Origin of the sequence: Maribacter stanieri, assembly GCF_900112245.1 — a bacterium.
In the GTDB taxonomy this organism is placed as follows: domain Bacteria; phylum Bacteroidota; class Bacteroidia; order Flavobacteriales; family Flavobacteriaceae; genus Maribacter; species Maribacter stanieri.
The window spans coordinates 617494-634933 of the sequence record NZ_FOYX01000003.1 but is presented as its reverse complement, the minus strand read 5'-3'; the positions used below and the strand labels follow the sequence as shown (position 1 = coordinate 634933).

18 protein-coding genes are annotated in these 17440 nt (G+C 33.5%); all 18 read right to left on the bottom strand.

What is annotated here, in order from left to right; all coding sequences use genetic code 11:
- Nucleotides 1-17: 17 nt before the first annotated feature.
- Complete coding sequence (locus BM296_RS16520) at nt 18-368, bottom strand: four helix bundle protein (protein WP_091904625.1); 351 nt, start codon at nt 366-368, stop codon at nt 18-20.
- 71 nt (nt 369-439) lie between these two features.
- The gene (locus BM296_RS16515) at nt 440-862 is read right to left on the bottom strand and encodes a GNAT family N-acetyltransferase (protein ID WP_091904622.1); all 423 of its coding nucleotides are present in this window, start codon (nt 860-862) and stop codon (nt 440-442) included.
- The gene (gene hisH / locus BM296_RS16510; RefSeq protein WP_091904619.1) at nt 862-1443 is read right to left on the bottom strand and encodes an imidazole glycerol phosphate synthase subunit HisH; all 582 of its coding nucleotides are present in this window, start codon (nt 1441-1443) and stop codon (nt 862-864) included. The genes BM296_RS16515 and hisH overlap by 1 nt, the downstream gene beginning before the upstream one ends.
- Nucleotides 1444-1529: 86 nt before the next feature.
- A complete protein-coding gene (locus tag BM296_RS16505) occupies nt 1530-1853 on the bottom strand; it encodes a four helix bundle protein (protein ID WP_091904616.1) in 324 nt (107 codons plus the stop codon).
- A 32-nt stretch (nt 1854-1885) separates the two neighbouring features.
- A complete protein-coding gene (gene hisB, locus BM296_RS16500; RefSeq protein ID WP_091904613.1) occupies nt 1886-3028 on the bottom strand; it encodes a bifunctional histidinol-phosphatase/imidazoleglycerol-phosphate dehydratase HisB in 1143 nt (380 codons plus the stop codon).
- Between the two features lies 1 nt (nt 3029).
- Complete coding sequence (gene hisC, locus BM296_RS16495) at nt 3030-4076, bottom strand: histidinol-phosphate transaminase (RefSeq protein ID WP_091904610.1); 1047 nt, start codon at nt 4074-4076, stop codon at nt 3030-3032.
- A 43-nt stretch (nt 4077-4119) separates the two neighbouring features.
- Nucleotides 4120-5406, bottom strand: a complete 1287-nt coding sequence (gene hisD, locus BM296_RS16490; protein WP_091904606.1) for a histidinol dehydrogenase — start codon at nt 5404-5406, stop codon at nt 4120-4122.
- Between the two features lie 96 nt (nt 5407-5502).
- The gene (gene hisG, locus BM296_RS16485) at nt 5503-6360 is read right to left on the bottom strand and encodes an ATP phosphoribosyltransferase (RefSeq protein ID WP_091904603.1); all 858 of its coding nucleotides are present in this window, start codon (nt 6358-6360) and stop codon (nt 5503-5505) included.
- 234 nt (nt 6361-6594) lie between these two features.
- Nucleotides 6595-7407 carry a prohibitin family protein gene (locus BM296_RS16480; protein WP_027066920.1) on the bottom strand — a complete coding sequence of 271 codons (813 nt, stop codon included), beginning with the start codon at nt 7405-7407 and terminating at the stop codon, nt 6595-6597.
- A gap of 10 nt (nt 7408-7417) precedes the next feature.
- Nucleotides 7418-9445 (bottom strand): hypothetical protein, encoded by a 2028-nt coding sequence (locus BM296_RS16475; RefSeq protein WP_091904600.1) that lies wholly within the window; start codon nt 9443-9445, stop codon nt 7418-7420.
- 67 nt (nt 9446-9512) lie between these two features.
- A complete protein-coding gene (gene fabG / locus BM296_RS16470; RefSeq protein ID WP_091904596.1) occupies nt 9513-10262 on the bottom strand; it encodes a 3-oxoacyl-[acyl-carrier-protein] reductase in 750 nt (249 codons plus the stop codon).
- A 106-nt stretch (nt 10263-10368) separates the two neighbouring features.
- A complete protein-coding gene (gene sucD / locus BM296_RS16465; RefSeq protein ID WP_027066917.1) occupies nt 10369-11241 on the bottom strand; it encodes a succinate--CoA ligase subunit alpha in 873 nt (290 codons plus the stop codon).
- A gap of 73 nt (nt 11242-11314) precedes the next feature.
- Nucleotides 11315-12250: a UDP-3-O-(3-hydroxymyristoyl)glucosamine N-acyltransferase gene (locus BM296_RS16460; RefSeq protein ID WP_091904592.1), complete on the bottom strand. Its 936-nt coding sequence runs from the start codon at nt 12248-12250 to the stop codon at nt 11315-11317.
- Nucleotides 12251-12284: 34 nt separating this feature from the next.
- Nucleotides 12285-12851: an elongation factor P gene (gene efp, locus BM296_RS16455; protein WP_027066915.1), complete on the bottom strand. Its 567-nt coding sequence runs from the start codon at nt 12849-12851 to the stop codon at nt 12285-12287.
- A gap of 46 nt (nt 12852-12897) precedes the next feature.
- Entirely contained in the window at nt 12898-13683 is a 786-nt protein-coding gene (gene lpxA, locus BM296_RS16450) for an acyl-ACP--UDP-N-acetylglucosamine O-acyltransferase (RefSeq protein WP_027066914.1), read from the bottom strand.
- Between the two features lies 1 nt (nt 13684).
- On the bottom strand, nt 13685-15085 hold the full coding sequence (locus tag BM296_RS16445) for a bifunctional UDP-3-O-[3-hydroxymyristoyl] N-acetylglucosamine deacetylase/3-hydroxyacyl-ACP dehydratase (protein WP_091904589.1): 1401 nt from the start codon (nt 15083-15085) through the stop codon (nt 13685-13687).
- A gap of 2 nt (nt 15086-15087) precedes the next feature.
- Nucleotides 15088-16104, bottom strand: a complete 1017-nt coding sequence (gene lpxD / locus BM296_RS16440; protein WP_027066912.1) for a UDP-3-O-(3-hydroxymyristoyl)glucosamine N-acyltransferase — start codon at nt 16102-16104, stop codon at nt 15088-15090.
- A 23-nt stretch (nt 16105-16127) separates the two neighbouring features.
- Nucleotides 16128-17357: an HD domain-containing protein gene (locus BM296_RS16435; RefSeq protein ID WP_091904587.1), complete on the bottom strand. Its 1230-nt coding sequence runs from the start codon at nt 17355-17357 to the stop codon at nt 16128-16130.
- Between the last annotated feature and the right edge of the window lie 83 nt (nt 17358-17440).

Genomic DNA, 17440 nt, shown 5'->3' with positions numbered 1-17440 from the left:
AAATACTATGATTTTAATTATTTTAAGCTTTTTTGTAATGCATAGTTCATGTTCTTTATTTCATTACATAACGCTAACGCATTATTAATATCAGCTTCAGCTACTAATTTTAGATTTACAGTTAGTATCAATTGTGTTTCTAATTCTGTGGTTGAACCATTTGCAATACTGAGAAAACGGACAAATTCTTTATTTGAATTTCTACCTGCGCCCTCAGCAATATTTGATGGAATTGACACGCTACATCTTTTAATTTGCGAAATCAATCCAAATTTTTCGTCATCAGGTAATTTCTTAGTTAAGAAATAAATTTCCTCAACAAGTTGCATACCTTTTTTCCAAATGTTTAATTCTCTATAATAATTCATTTAAATGAATCTAATTACATTTTAATTCACACAAAATATAATACACTTAATACTTATCAAATTAATTCTAACTACTCTAAAATTTGTTTATCAACAGACATCCACAATGGTGAATCTCCTATTTTATTAAATCCGAAACGCTCATATAACAAATGGGCATCCTTAGTTTTTAATGCTAATGTTTTTAGTTTTTTAATGGTAGCATCTTCTAATATCTCTTTCACCAAAATCTTACCATAACCCTGACCTTGAAATTTATCTAGAATAATCACATCCATGAAATATCCAAAGTAAATATAATCGGTAACTACCCTAGCAAAGCCAATTTGTTCATTTTTAAGTGTATATATTCCAAAACAGTAAGAGTTTTCAATCGTTGTTTTTACTTCTTCTAATGTTCTATTATCACCCCAATATGAATTAGCAATAAACTGTTGAATTGCATCTACGTTCAAAAGGTTTTTATCAGTTGAAATAAAATAATTTTGCTCCATTACATTTTTAAAAAATTCTCTAGAATTCGCTGTCCAACATCACTACTCTTTTCAGGGTGAAATTGAGTACCATAGAAATTATCTTTTTGTAAAGCTGCACTATAATCAACTCCATAAGAACATTCTGCGATAGTTTCATCGCACAATGGTGCATAGAAACTATGTACCAAGTAAATATGCTCTTTTTCCTCTATATCTTTAAACAAAGTAGATTTTAAGTTTGTAATCTGATTCCAACCAATTTGAGGCACCTTAACAATGTCTTCAAATTTAATAACATCAACATCAAAAATTCCTAATCCGGTAGTATTACCTTCTTCAGAGGAGTGACACATTAACTGCATACCCAGGCAAATACCTAAAACAGGTTGCGTTAAAGTCGGAATTAGTGTATCTAATCCGCTATCACGAAGTTTGTGCATTGCGCTACTCGCCTCACCAACTCCTGGGAATATAACTTTATCAGCATGTTGTATTTCAGTTACATCATTACTTAAAATAGCCTCGTAGCCCAGACGTTTTATGGCAAATTTGATGCTTTGTATATTTCCTGCTCCGTAATTTATAATTACAATTTTCATAAGCTCAGATACAAGGTTAAAAGTACAAAGTACAAGGTGTTTATCGTATTTTTCATTTCTTTACATTCTATTTGCTCTTGACGTTTTTATCGAGGAACGATTATTGCTAAAAGTTCTTTAGCCTCACTGTGCAATTTGTCTATTTCTTCTTTTCTTTCAGAATTAACTTCTAAAAACAATTCTAACCAATATGCAGATTCATCAATTTCCTCTTCAACAATCTTTAGTTTATTTATAAAATCAGCGGTAGATTTTGCTCTTTGCGAAGCTCGATAATTTGCACCAACAGAACTAGAACACCTTATTAATTGTCTTACCCAAGCATCTAACTCCCTTGATCTTGGAACATGTTTACAGAACACCCAACAATCAATTGCAAATTGTTTAGTTCGTTTTTTTAAATCTTGCATTACTTTGTACTTTTAACTTCACACCTCGTACCTTATAATACTCCTTTTGTACTTGGCAACACCATTTTTTCAACGTCTCTTTTAACAGACATTTTTATGCTTTTGGCAAAAGCCTTAAAAATAGCTTCAATTTTGTGGTGCTCGTTGGTGCCTTCTGCTTTAATGTTTAGATTTGCTTTAGCACCATCAGTGAATGATTTAAAGAAATGATGAAACATTTCAGTTGGCATATCCCCTACCATTTCACGTTTAAAGTCTGCATCCCATACTAGCCAATTTCTGCCTCCGAAATCAATGGCAGATTGCGCTAAACAATCATCCATTGGTAAACAGAAACCGTAACGCTCAATACCCAATTTATTACCTAGTGCAGCATGAAATACTTCTCCAAGTGCTATACCGGTATCTTCGATAGTATGGTGTTCATCAACTTCCAAATCACCATCAACTTTAATCATTAAATCCATTTGCCCATGACGCGCCAATTGATCTAACATATGATCAAAGAATGCCAATCCGGTTTTAATATCACTCTTACCAGTACCATCTAAGTTCAGTTTTATGGCAATATCTGTTTCATTGGTTTTTCTATGAATTTCAGCAGTTCTGTCATTCAATTTCAAGAACTCATAAATCTTCTCCCAATCATTACTCTCTATAGCGATGTGACTATCTAATTCATCTCGTTTTACAGTAATCTCACCAGTTCCCAAATTGGTCTCATCATTTATGAAAATACCTTTAGAACCTAAGTTCTTTGCCAATTCCATATCTGTTAATCGATCACCGATTACAAAAGAATTTTCCAAATCGTAATCATCAGAAAAATATTCTGTCAATAATCCAGTACCTGGTTTTCTAGTATCGGCATTCTCATGAGGAAAAGTACGATCTAAGAAAACTTTATCAAACACAACCCCTTCATTTTCAAATGATTTAAGGATGAAATTATGTACCGGCCAAAAGGTATCTTCAGGAAAAACATCGGTACCTAAACCATCTTGATTGGTAATCATGACTAATTCATAATCCAATTCTATAGCTATTTTACCTAGAAAAGTAAATGACTTTGGATAAAAAATCATTTTTTCAAATGCATCTATCTGTTCATCAACTGTTTCTTTTATTATAGTTCCATCACGGTCTATAAATAGTACTCTTTTTTTACTTTCCATATTAATTAGATAGTGCTTTTAAAGCGGTAATTACAATATTATTTTCTTCTGATGTACCAACTGTAAAACGTAATGTATTCTCACACAATGGTTGTGTAGTACGGTTTCTAACGACAATTCCTTTTGCTAATAATTGATTATATCTAAGTGTAGCATCATCCACTTTTGCCAAAACAAAATTAGCATCCGTATCATGTATTACTTCAACAAACGAAACTGTTTTCAATGCGTTTACCAATTTTTTACGCTCAACTAAAATTTCATTTATCTCATTTTTAACCGCCTGTTGATTTAACACACGTTCAGTTGCTTTCTCTTGCGTTAATTGATTTACATTATAAGGTGGCTTTATTTTATTTAAGACAGTGATGATTTCAGCAGATGCTATACAAATACCTAAACGTATACCTGCCATACCATATGCTTTTGATAAGGTTTGCGTGATAACTACATTTGGATAGTCGCCAAGTTTAGACATCCAGCTTTCTTCGGATGAAAAATCGACATAAGCTTCATCTATAACTACTAAACCATTAAAAGAATTTAAAAGCTCGTCAATAATTTTTGTTGAAAAACTATTACCGGTAGGATTGTTTGGAGAACATATAAACAACAGTTTCGTATGCTCATCAATAGCTTTTTTAATTTCGGAAACATTAGGCTGAAAATCATTAGTTAATAAAACCTCCCTATTTTTAACCATATTAATTCCAGAAAGTACTTTGTACATCCCATATGTTGGTGGCAAGGTAATTATGTTATCCACCTTAGGCTCACAGAAAGCCCTGAACAGCAAATCTAAAACTTCATCACTACCATTGCCCAAAAGGATATTTTCTTCTTTAATTCCCTTTTGTTCAGCCAATATCGTTTTTAAACCACGTTGTTGTGGGTCAGGATAACGATTCACGCCATTCTCGAATGGATTCTCATTTGCGTCTAAAAAGACCATTGTAGACCCGTCTGAAACATATTCATCTCGTGCTGAAGAATAAGGATTTAATCCTTTAACGTTCTCTCTTGTTATGTTATCTAAATTGAAACTCATTACTTCACAATTAGGTCTCGACTATGCTTGACCGGACAATACTCTATTTTTTAAGGCTATTTAATCTAAGCGTTACTGCATTCTTATGAGCTTTTAGACCTTCAGCCTCCGCCATTAACTCAATGGCATTACCAATAGCAAGAATACCTTCTTCACTTATCTTCTGAAAAGTCATACTTTTTAAGAAACTGTCTAAATTAACGCCGCTATACTGTTTTGCGTACCCATTTGTTGGTAAAGTATGATTTGTTCCCGAAGCATAATCACCTGCGCTTTCGGGTGTATAATTACCAATGAAAACTGAACCCGCATTTTGAGTATTATCTATATAGAAATCTTCATTTTCTACACAAACAATATAATGCTCTGGTCCATATTCATTAATTAAGTCGACAGCTTCTTTGTCACTCTCCACATAAATTAATTTACTATTAGCAATAGCTTGTCTAGCAATCTCTTTTCTTGGTAAGTCTTCCAATTGAACGGCTACCTCTTTTTCAACAGCATTAATCATTTCCTTAGAAGTAGAAACCAAAATAACCTGACTATCCACCCCGTGCTCTGCTTGACTCAATAAGTCTGAAGCAACAAAAGCAGCGTTTGCAGAATCATCGGCAACTACCAATAACTCTGACGGACCAGCAGGCATGTCAATAGCAACACCATGTTTAGTTGCAATTTGTTTGGCAACGGTTACATATTGATTTCCAGGTCCGAAAATTTTATATACTTGTGGTATTGTTTCTGTACCAAATGTCATCCCAGCAATTGCCTGTATGCCACCAACTTTTACAATTTTAGTAACTCCACATAAATTTGCTGTATACAAAATTGCAGGGTTTAGTTTCCCTTCTTTATCAGGTGGAGAGCATAGAACAATTTCAGAACAGCCAGCAATAGTTGCAGGAACAGCTAACATTAAAATAGTTGAAAACAAAGGAGCCGTACCTCCTGGAATATAGAGACCTACTTTTTGAATAGGTCTTTTTTCTTGCCAACAAGAAACACCAGTAGTCGTTTCGACTTCAACACGACCCGTTTTCTGAGCGGTATGAAATACTTCTATATTTGATTTCGCTAATTGAATAGCAGCTTTCAAATCTTCTGAAACCAATGATTTGGCTTCCTTAATTTCATCTTGTGATACGAGAAGATTATCCAAGTTCACCTTATCAAATTGCTGGGTATAATTTTTTAAGATAGTATCGCCACCAAGCTTAACTTTCTCAAAAATAGTATTGACCAATCCTTCAATATCAGCAACAGTTTGGGTGGGGCGCATAAGAACGTCTTTCCAATCTTGTCTTTTAGGATTATATATTTTGTTCATTTCTTTAACTAGCTATTAGCCTTAAGCTGTTTGCTCTTGGCAAAAAATAATCATTTACAATAGCTAATAGCGATAGGCTAATAGCTAAAAGCTTAATTACAATACCATTTTTTCAATAGGACAAACAAGAATACCCTCTGCTCCTGCTTTTTTCAACTCGTCTATTACTTCCCAAAAAGAATCTTTATTAATAACTGTGTGTACAGAGCTCCAACCTTCATCTGCCAAAGGTAAAACTGTTGGGCTACGCATTCCCGGTAATAATTCCAGAATACCATTTAATTTATCATTTGGTGCATTAAGTAAAACATATTTAGACCCTCTCGCTCTTAAAACCGATTGAATTCTAAACTGTAATTTTTCAAGTAGTTCCTTTCTCTCTACAGTAATCTTTGGAGAAACTGCCAACACCGCTTCACTAGTTAACATTACTTCAACCTCTTTTAAATTATTTTTAAATAAGGTACTTCCACTAGAAACAATATCGCAAATAGCATCTGCAAGGCCAATATTTGGAGCTATCTCTACCGATCCATTAATAATGTGTAAATCTGCCTTAACTCCTTTATCTTTCAAATAATTAAGTACTGTATTTGGATAAGAAGTAGCAATTCGTTTACCTTCAAAATCCTTTATCGAATTATATTTAACTGATTTGGGTACCGCCAAAGACACCTTACATTTAGAGAAACCTAGTCTTTCAGCAATAGAAATATCCTCCCCTTTTTCAATCAGTACATTTTCTCCAATTATGGCGATGTCAACTACACCGTCTCTCAGGTATTGAGGTATATCTCCGTTTCTCAAATAAAACACTTCCATAGGAAAGTTTCTTGAAGATGCCTTAAGCTGGTCTTTACCATTATCAATGGAAATTCCACAATCTTTTAAAATCTGAAGGGATTCCTCATTAAGTCTTCCCGATTTCTGAATAGCAATTCTAATTTTAGTCATTTTCTTAATTTAATGCTTGGCAACCAAAAGAGATTTAAATACAAAACCCGTTTGATTGCTCAAACGGGTTTTAAAATATGTTGTTCTACTACAATACATTCCTACCTCGCCTAAGCGTGTGTATGAATATGATGATGTGTAGTTCTATTTTTCATGATACTGTAAAAGTAAAAGGTATTTTCCATTTCACAAAACAAAAGTTTAAAATGAAACAAAAATAATTGACTCCGTGTTTTAGTTATTACCTAAAATTAAAGGTAGTCCATCACTACCACCAACAATAACCACCTTAGAATTTGGTGATTCTGATAATTTTAATGTAGCATCGATACCTTTATCTTTTAAGATTTGGTCATTTAAAGAAGCACTTAAAATACGGTTAGCATCTGCCTTACCTTGTGCTTCGATTGTTACTTTTTCTGCTTCTTTCTTAGCCGTAACTAGTCTAAACTCATATTCTAAAGACTCTTGCTCTTGCTTTAGTTTTCTTTCGATAGCATCTTTGATTGTTGGAGGCAAGGTTACATCTCTTACCAAAATCTCATTCAATTGAATATACTGACCAGATACAATTTTTTGAGTCTCGTCAAAAATCTCTTGTTGAATAGCATCTCTTTTACTGGAGTACAATTGTTCTGGTGTATAACGACCAACGACTGAACGTGCCGCAGAACGTATTGTAGGTAAAAGAACTCTTTGAATATAATCCTCCCCTTTTTCTTGATGTAATTTCCCTAAATCATTACGAATAGGTTCAAACCAAGCAGAAGCTTCCAATTTAATATCCAAACCATTACTTGATAATACATTCATACTTTCAAGAACTTCTTGTTGTCTTACTTCATAAATAGTAACTCTATTCCATGGTGCAACTAGATGAAATCCTTCACCCATCGGTGGTTCATCGGTAACTACACCTCCACCAAAAGTTTTATACAAAACCCCTGCCTGACCTGAGTCGATGGTAACAGTAGATTTTGATATTCCAATAATCAATACAATAAAAATAAATATTGCGGGTAGCGCAATCTTAGGTAACTTATCCATTCGTTTCAATTTAAATTAATCCGTTATATTTTCTGATAAACCATTCTGCCGCGAAAGCAAAAACTATGATTCCCAAAAGAAATTTGAAATCTATCAAAGATACGATATTTTCAGTGCTTTTCTCTGTTGGAACGTAAGCATCGTTAGTACTTAAATCCTTTAGTAACACATCTATTTGAGCAGGATAAAATACTTTTCCGCCAGAATTAACTGCCAGTTTTTCCATCTTTAAATTATCACTAGAAACAAACTGATTTTCCATATCAAATTCAGAGATAACAAATGATCCTTTTTCTATTTTTGATTCCTTTTCTACAGAAACAACAAAATCATACTCACCAGCAACTAGATTAGACAAATCAGCTTCAAAAAAACCATTTTTAAGTACCATTGGATTGATTTGACTTTTTTGAGTATCAGAATTCGTTACTTTAATACTAACCTTTGCATTTTTATCAAAAAGAAAAGCCTCATCAAAGTATGTGGCAGTTATAACTGTATTATTACTACCCTGATATACTTTTTCATAATCGACATTGAGTCTAGATTTGTTTTTGGAACTTGTTAAGTATCGAATTAAATTTCCAATAAACTCATCAAAGTTTATAAATTCGTTAGTGTTTCGATACGTTTGTACACGCCATTTCCAAATATTCTCCCCTATTACGACTGCCCTTTTACTACCGTTTTCGTCAATTACCGACAGTAACGGTTGTTGAATATTTAATCCTTTAATTTGAGTACCCAATAAAGTTTCAAAAGGGGATGTGATTAAGATAGGTCCTGCATCACTTACTAAAGGTGGATAATCCGTTAAATCAAAATTGGTAATATCATACTTGGTAAAAGCATTGTTTAATAAGCCAAAAACTTCTTGTTGCGGATAACCTGTTTCGAACTCAATACCAACATTTAATTTATTTATAAAAGTATAATCTGTTTGAGATCCGGTAATTATAAAGGTATTAGCATTTTTACTTTTGGCGAAATCAAAAGATTGTTTGAATTTAGCTGTAGGTTGATAAAATATAAATAAATCAACATCTTCTAAAACACTATTACTAGCACTAGATTTTAAAATAGAAACTTCCCGTTGTTCATTACTTTCAATTGCTTTTTTAAGGGCTCCCAAATCTGGATGCAAAATATCCGAAATTAAAGCAATCTTAGTTTTCTCATCAATCACCTCAATACTAGTAGCTCTACGGTTATTTTTAATATTACGCTCTTCAACTAATTGAGAGACTTCCACTTCAAAATTTTTAATACCAACACTATTTGCATCTATTTGAATAGCAATAGTTTTAAAATTAACATCAGCGTTAAATTTTAAATTCTCCTTATGCACTATTTTACTATTCATTTTAACAGATACAGAAACAGAAACGGGAGTGTTACCTTGATATGAAACATAGGTTTCTAATGGGAATTTATTCTTTAAAAAGGCATACTTATTAGTCTGTATTGGTCCTACAGAAATATCTTTATATTTAGTAGTGTCTCCTAAAACCATTGAATAAATAGTGTTATTTCTGTCAGTTTTGAAATAACTATAATCTTCACCTATAGTTTGATTGCCATCCGATAGTACAAGGGCAACCATTTGTTCTCTTGCGTAGACATCTTTTAAAGAAGAAAGCGATTTATAGATGTTGGTATTTTTAGCTTGAAAAGAAAGGCTGTCAAGAATATTAAGATCAGATCCAAATTTGTAATCTGCTATTTTAAATCTATTAGATATTTCTTTGGATGCCTTTATTTTTGAAATAATCTCTTTTAATTCTTCACCTTTTTCAGTAACAGAAGTAGAGTTATCTGCCAAAATCACCAAATTAGGTTTCTCTAATGTATAAGTTTTTTGTGCGAACTTTGGATTAATTAGAAGTAGTAATAATCCGAAAATTCCAACAAAACGTAAAAAGGCTAAAAGCAAATAGATTTTACTTTTAGCCTTCTGTTTATATATGTATTGAAAGACAACGATACCCAAGGCTACAATTGCAGCAAGAATAATGTACAATATCGTTTTGCTTTCCATGTAATAATTAAAATTGAACCTAAATATGGAATATATAATTAATATTCCAATGTATTTTAATCTTGATTTAAGTTAACATACCTCCATCAACATTCAAAACCTGACCTGTTACATAACTAGAAAGGTCTGATGCAAAATAAAGACATGCATTAGCAATATCTTCAGTAGAACCACCACGTTTTAACGGAATACCGTCTCTCCAACCTTGTACAGTTTTCTCATCAAGCTTATCTGTCATTTCTGTTTCAATAAAACCTGGTGCAATTGCATTACATCTAATATTTCTAGATCCTAATTCTAAAGCTACAGATTTAGTAAAACCAATCATACCCGCCTTAGATGCAGCATAGTTTGTCTGTCCGGCATTACCCTTAACACCTACAACACTACTCATGTTAATTATTGAACCACTTCGTTGCTTTAACAAAGTACGTTGTACAGCTTTTGTCATGTTAAATACAGACTTTAAGTTGATATCAATTACGGTATCAAAATCAGCCTCAGACATACGCATCAACAGATTATCTTTAGTAATACCTGCGTTATTGATCAAAACATCAATTCTACCACCAAAATCTTCTAAAACCTTTGCAACCAATTCTTCAGCTTCTTGAAAATTAGCAGCATTACTTTTGTAAGCTTTAGCATTTACACCTTTTGCTTTCAATTCTTTTTCTAATTCAAGAGCTGGCGCTTCGCTAGAGCTATATGTAAATGCAACATTTGCACCGTGATCAGCAAAAACTTGGGCTATACCCATACCAATACCTCTACTTGCTCCTGTAATAATTACATTTTTATCTTCTAATAATTTCATAAGTCCGTTATTTTAAACCGATGTTTACCAAATATACCTTTTGTTTAATTTATAGGCTAAAAAAAATCCCGCTATAAACGGGATTTTATATGAAAAATATGAGTTCTTAACCCATTACTTCTTTTACTTTCAAACCAATTTCTGCTGGTGAATCTACAACGTGAATACCACAATCTCTCATGATTTGTTTTTTAGCTTGCGCAGTATCATCGCTACCACCTACAATTGCACCAGCATGACCCATAGTACGACCAGCAGGAGCAGTTTCACCTGCGATAAAACCAACAACTGGTTTTTTGCTACCACTAGCTTTGTACCATTGTGCAGCATCAGCTTCTAATTGTCCGCCAATTTCACCGATCATAACCACACACTTAGTATCTGGATCATTGATTAAAAGTTCAACAGCTTCTTTAGTTGTAGTTCCAATAATTGGATCACCACCAATACCGATTGCAGTTGTAATTCCTAAACCTTGTCTTACCACTTGATCAGCAGCTTCATAAGTTAAAGTACCCGACTTAGAAACGATACCTACGTTACCTTCTTTAAATACAAAACCTGGCATGATACCAACTTTGGCTTGACCAGGAGTAATAACGCCAGGACAGTTAGGTCCAATTAAACGACAATCTCTATTTTTAATATAGTTGGCAACCTTTACCATATCGGCAACTGGTATACCTTCTGTAATTGTAATAATAACTTTTATACCTGCTTCTGCAGCTTCCATAATTGCATCTGCAGCAAATGCAGGCGGAACAAAAATAATTGTTGTATCTGCTCCAACTTTTTCAACAGCTTCGGTAACCGTGTTAAAAACAGGTTTTCCTAAATGCTCTTGTCCTCCTTTACCTGGAGTAACGCCACCTACGATATTAGTACCGTACTCAATCATCTGCTCGGCATGGAAAGTACCTTCACTACCAGTGAAACCTTGTACGATTATTTTGGAATCCTTATTTACTAATACGCTCATACTACTGTAGTTTTTATTTTTTTTAATAGAACAAAAATATAAGTTGTTAATGAATTTTATAGCATTAACAGCCTTATTTATTATCCATTTTTTTAATTATTTCTGGAATCTTCTTTAAATATGCTAGTTGTTTCAACTTTTCGCGTGATTCTTCTATGGGAGTTCCAAAATAACTCTTACCGCCGGAAACCGATTTTGTAACACCTGTCTGCCCCATTATCACCGCTTTTTTACCAATTGTAATACCACTTGCAGTACCAACTTGACCCCAAAGCGTTACTTCATCTTCAATAATTACACAACCTGCAATACCAGTCTGTGATGCTATTAAACATTTTTCGCCAATAACGGTATCATGACCAACATGCACCTGGTTATCTAATTTTGAACCAAATCCAATTGTTGTATCGCCAGTTACACCTCTATCTATAGTGCAAAGTGCACCAATATCAACGTTATCCTTTAAAACAACCCTACCTCCGGAAATCAATTTATCGAATCCTTCTGGTCTTTTCTTATAATAAAATGCATCTGCACCTAAAACAGAACCCGCATGTATGGTAACATTATTTCCAATGATACAGTTATCATAAATAGAAACATTAGAGTGTATCAGGCAATTATCACCTATTATTACATTATTTCCAATAAATGCATTAGGCTGTATTACAGTATTTTTTCCAATTTTAGCAGTTACAGAAATAGTCTGACTATTTGGAACAAATGGCTGAAAAAAGTTTGTCAATTTATTGAAATCCCTAAATGGATCATCTGAAATTAACAAAGCCTTACCTACTGGGCATTCTACATTTTTATTGATTAAAATTATGGTTGCCTTAGACTGTAAGGCCTTATCATAATATTTTGGATGATCTACAAAAACGATATCACCGTTTTCTACAACATGAATTTCATTCATGCCAAAGACAGGAAAATCATCTTGCCCAACATATTCGCTTGATATAATATCGGCGATCTGTTTTAATGAAAAAGTAGTCGGAAATTTCAAATGACTTGCTTAGTTTCTAATTAGTAAATACATACTACTCTTTAACACGCTCCATGTAAGAACCATTGGAGGTATCAATTTTAATTTTATCTCCTTCATTGATAAATAACGGAACATTTACCTCTGCTCCTGTTTCCACTGTTGCCGGCTTAGTAGCATTAGTAGCGGTATTACCTTTTACGCCTGGCTCAGTATAGGTAATTTCTAAAACTACACTTGCAGGCATATCTACAGATAATGGCATACTATCTTCTGTGTTGAACATAATCTTAACCACTTCACCTTCTTTTAAAAGACCAGGTGCATCAAGAGAACTTTCTTGAAGGGTTATTTGATTGTAATCATCAGTATTCATAAAGTGATATGTATCTCCTTCTGGATATAAATATTGGTACGAACGAGTTTCAACTCGAACATCTTCAATTTTATGACCTGCAGAAAACGTATTATCCAACACTTTACCAGAGGTAACACTTTTAAGCTTTGTACGCACAAAAGCAGGACCTTTACCCGGTTTTACGTGTAAAAATTCGATAATCTTATAGATATCATTATTATATCTTATGCATAGTCCTTTTCGTATATCTGATGTAGATGCCATTCGTAATATGTATTAATGTTATTAACTTAAGTTTAAAATAGATTTACTAATTGTTGCTGAAATATCCTTTCATAATTCCACGTTGGGAATCGCGAATAAATTGTAAAATTTCATCGCGCTCAGGAGTTGCCTCCATTTCAGCTTCAATTATTTGTACTGCTTGAGAATTATTATAATTTTTTTGATATAGAATACGATAGATATTCTGTATCTCTCTAATCTTATCAGATATAAAGCCTCTCCTTCTTAATCCTACAGAATTAATACCTACGTATGATAATGGCTCTCTTGCTGCTTTCACATAAGGTGGCACATCTTTTCTAACTAAAGATCCGCCAGTTACAAAAGCATGTTGACCTACCGATACAAATTGATGCACAGCAACTAAACCCGCCAGAATAACATTGTCGCCAATGGTTACATGACCTGCCAGGGTAGAATTATTTGAAAATATACAATTGTCACCAACTAGGCAATCATGAGCAATATGGCAATATGCCATGATTAAACAATTCTTGCCAATTACCGTTTTCATACGGTCTGATGTTCCTTTGTGGATTGTAGCACACTCTCTAATAGTAGTATTATCTCCAATAACTACGGTTGTTTCTTCTCCGTCATACTTTAAATCTTGAGGAGATGCAGAAATAACGGCACCCGGAAATATATTGCAATTTTTTCCAATACGAGCTCCTTCCATTATGGTGACGTTAGAACCTATCCATGTACCATCACCAATTGTTACATTGTTATGAATGGTAGTAAAAGGTTCAACTACAACATTTTTAGATATTTTAGCGCCTGGATGAATATAGGCTAAAGGTTGATTCATTCTAAGTTCTTTTAACTATTTGCGCCATTAACTCTGCTTCACTTACCAATTTATCATTAGCGTATGCATATGCCTGCATATGACAAATACCTCTTCTAATTGGTGTAATTAAACTACAGTGAAATATTAAAGTATCGCCTGGCAGTACTTGTCTTTTAAATTTTACTTTATCTATTTTCATAAACAAAGTCAAATAATTTTCTGGATCAGGAACAGTACTTAAAACTAAAATACCACCCGTTTGCGCCATAGCTTCTACTTGAAGTACACCTGGCATTACCGGAGCCCCGGGAAAATGACCAACGAAGAAAGGTTCGTTCATCGTAACATTTTTCATACCTACTACATGCTCATCAGAAAGCTCAATAATTCGATCTATTAATAAGAAAGGAGGTCTGTGAGGAAGCATATCCATTATCTTGTGGATATCCATTAATGGAGGTAAACTTAAATCGTACTTTGGTACTTTATTACGTTTTTCTAATTTTATGATTTGAGACAGTTTCTTGGCAAATTGGTTATTTACATAATGCCCTGGTTTGTTTGCTATCACCTTACCACGAATACGTGTACCAATTAAGGCTAAATCTCCAATAACATCTAATAATTTATGTCTTGCAGCTTCGTTAGGTTGGTGTAATGTTAGATTATCTAAAATACCATTTGCCTTAACAGAAAGCTTCTTTTTGTCAAAAGCCTTCTCTAATTTTGACATTGTAGCTTCAGAAATTTCTTTATCCACATAAACAATGGCATTATTTAAATCTCCACCTTTAATAAGTCCGTTTTCCAAAAGCATTTCCAGCTCGTGTAAAAAACTAAATGTACGTGCATTAGAAATTTCCGATTTAAAATCAGAAATTTTATCCAGAGTAGCATTTTGAGTTCCTAAGACTTTAGTCCCAAAATCTACCATTGTCATCACTTGATATTCGTCTGAGGGAATGATTGTTATTTCGCTACCAGTTTCTTCATCTTTAAATGAAATAACATCTTTTACAATGTATTCTTCTCGAACTGCATCTTGCTCAACAATACCAGCACTCTCCAAAACTTCTACAAAAAACTTAGAAGAACCATCCATAATAGGCGGTTCAGCAGCGTTCAGCTCTATTAAAACATTATCTATTTCAAGACCAACCAAAGCAGCTAAAACATGCTCTGAAGTTTGAATCTTTACACCATTTTTTTCCAAATTGGTGCCTCGTTGTGTATTTATAACAAGGTTAGCATCAGCTGGAATTATAGGTTCTCCTTCTAGGTCTACCCTTTTAAATGCATAACCGTGGTTTTCATTTGCAGGTAAAAATTTAATGGTAACATTGCTCCCAGTATGTAAACCAACTCCCGTCAGGCTTACCTCTTTACTAATTGTTCTTTGTTTGTTGTTTGTTGTACTCATCCTCAGTCCTTCTTTTCTAAAGTGTCGATTCTACTAATTATTTTTGGTAAGTTCTTAAAATGAACATAAGATTTGTTGAAATCACCGTAATTCAATGCTGGTGAACCCTGCAATACTTCATTATCTTTTACATTTCTACCAATACCAGATTGGGCTTGTATTTTCACAAAATCACCAATAACAATATGGCCTACAATACCTACTTGTCCACCAATCATACAGTGTTTTCCTATTTTGGTAGATCCAGCTATTCCTGTTTGCGCAGCAATAACGGTATGCTCACCAATTTCAACATTATGTGCAATCTGTATTTGGTTATCTAACTTCACGCCTTTTCTCAAAATAGTAGAACCTAAAGTTGCTCTATCTATGGTAGTACCGGCACCAATATCTACATTATCTTCTAATATTACATTACCGGTCTGTGGTACTTTCGCAAACTCCCCATCTTCATTTGGCGCAAAACCAAATCCATCAGCACCTAAAACCACTCCACTATTTACTACACAATTGTTACCGATTATGGTTTCTGAATAAACTTTTGCACCTGCAAAAAGAATAACATTATTTCCAATTTTTACATTGTCACCAATATATACATTAGGATATACTTTAACGTTATCTCCTAAGGTTACATTATTTCCCAAATAAGCAAAAGCTCCTATATAAACATCGGAACCATAAGTGGCGGTGTCCGATTTAAAAATAGGTTCTTCTATCCCTACTTTATTGTTTTTGACTTGATTGTAGTATTCTAACAATTTAGAAAAAGACTTATAAGCATCTTCAACTTTAATCAAAGTAGTTTCAAGATCTTGTTCAGGAACAAAACTTTTATTTACTATTGTTATAGATGCCTTTGTCTTGTAAATGAAAGAAGTATACTTAGGATTAGCTAAAAAAGTAAGGGAACCTTCTTCGCCTTCCTCGATTTTAGCAAGTTTATGTACGGCTATTTCTGGATTTCCATGCACTTCTCCTTCTAAGATACCTGCAATCTGACCTGCTGTAAATTTCATGAGCGTAAAAGTAAGAAAAATTGTTAAACACCTTCTTTAGGATAACACATATAATATTTGGTCACTGTTTTTGAAAGTGCATTCAAATTAAGGTGGTCAGATAATTTGGCAACATCTGTTATCTTTCCATTTTTTCTTAAAATGTTGATAGTCTGATGTTCCCTATCATAAGCCTTATTCTTTAACTCTCCCTTGAAAACAAAGTATGAAGCTTCTTCATCTGTAAGATTGTAACGCTTTTTCACCTTATTTTGTTGAATTAAAAATTTACTATCAGAAATAGGATCCTTTTTAACCTTAATATGTAATAGCTTTCTATGTATTATCATCTCGCAAAGAGCGGATAACACAAAATCACTTGAATTTTGCCATTCTTTTAAAGCAGCCAATATATCAACGTCATCAAGTTTGGCGAATTTTTCTAACGTATCACTATCAAAATTATTTATATCAATATGGTGGGTTAAGAAATAATCTAGCGCTTGGCTACAAACTAAAGTTTCTCCTTTTTCAATAAGTGATCGTGCTCTCTTAAGAATACTAATTAGTAAACGTTCTGCGACTACTGCAGTCTTATGCAAGTACACTTGCCAGTACATAAAGCGACGAGCCATAAGAAATTTTTCTACCGAATAAATTCCCTTTTCCTCAATTACTAAATTACCGTCTACAACATTTAACATCGTAATTAATCGTTCCGCATTGGTATTACCCTCCGCTACACCAGTATAAAAGCTATCTCGTTTTAAATAGTCAAGTCTATCCATATCTAACTGGCTAGATACCAATTGATTTAAAAACTTTTTCGAGTGCTTACCGGTGAAAATAGAAATTGCTTCCGTTAAACTTCCGTTAAATCGCTCATTAAGTTCCTTCATAAATTGAAGCGAAATAAACTCATGACTAACACCTTCTACAATGCTATGCTCCATAGCATGTGAAAAGGGACCATGCCCAATATCATGTAAAAGTATAGCTCCTAAAAGTCCGTCTTCTTCTTTCTGAGTTATTTCAACTCCTTTAAAACGAAGTACTTGTATTGATTTCTGCATTAAATACATGCAACCCAATGCATGATGAAATCTAGTATGGTGTGCCCCAGGATACACTAAATAAGATAGTCCCATTTGAGAAATTCTTCGGAGCCTTTGAAAATAAGGATCTGCAATGAGGTCAAAAATGAGCGTATTGGGAATTCTAATAAATCCGTAAATTGGATCATTAAAGATTTTCAATTTGTTTGATGTCTTCAAGATAACGTCGTCTTTTCTGAAATTAACATTTCAAAGTTATACAAAAGCATTAGCATAGAATTTGATTATCGTCAAATAATAAT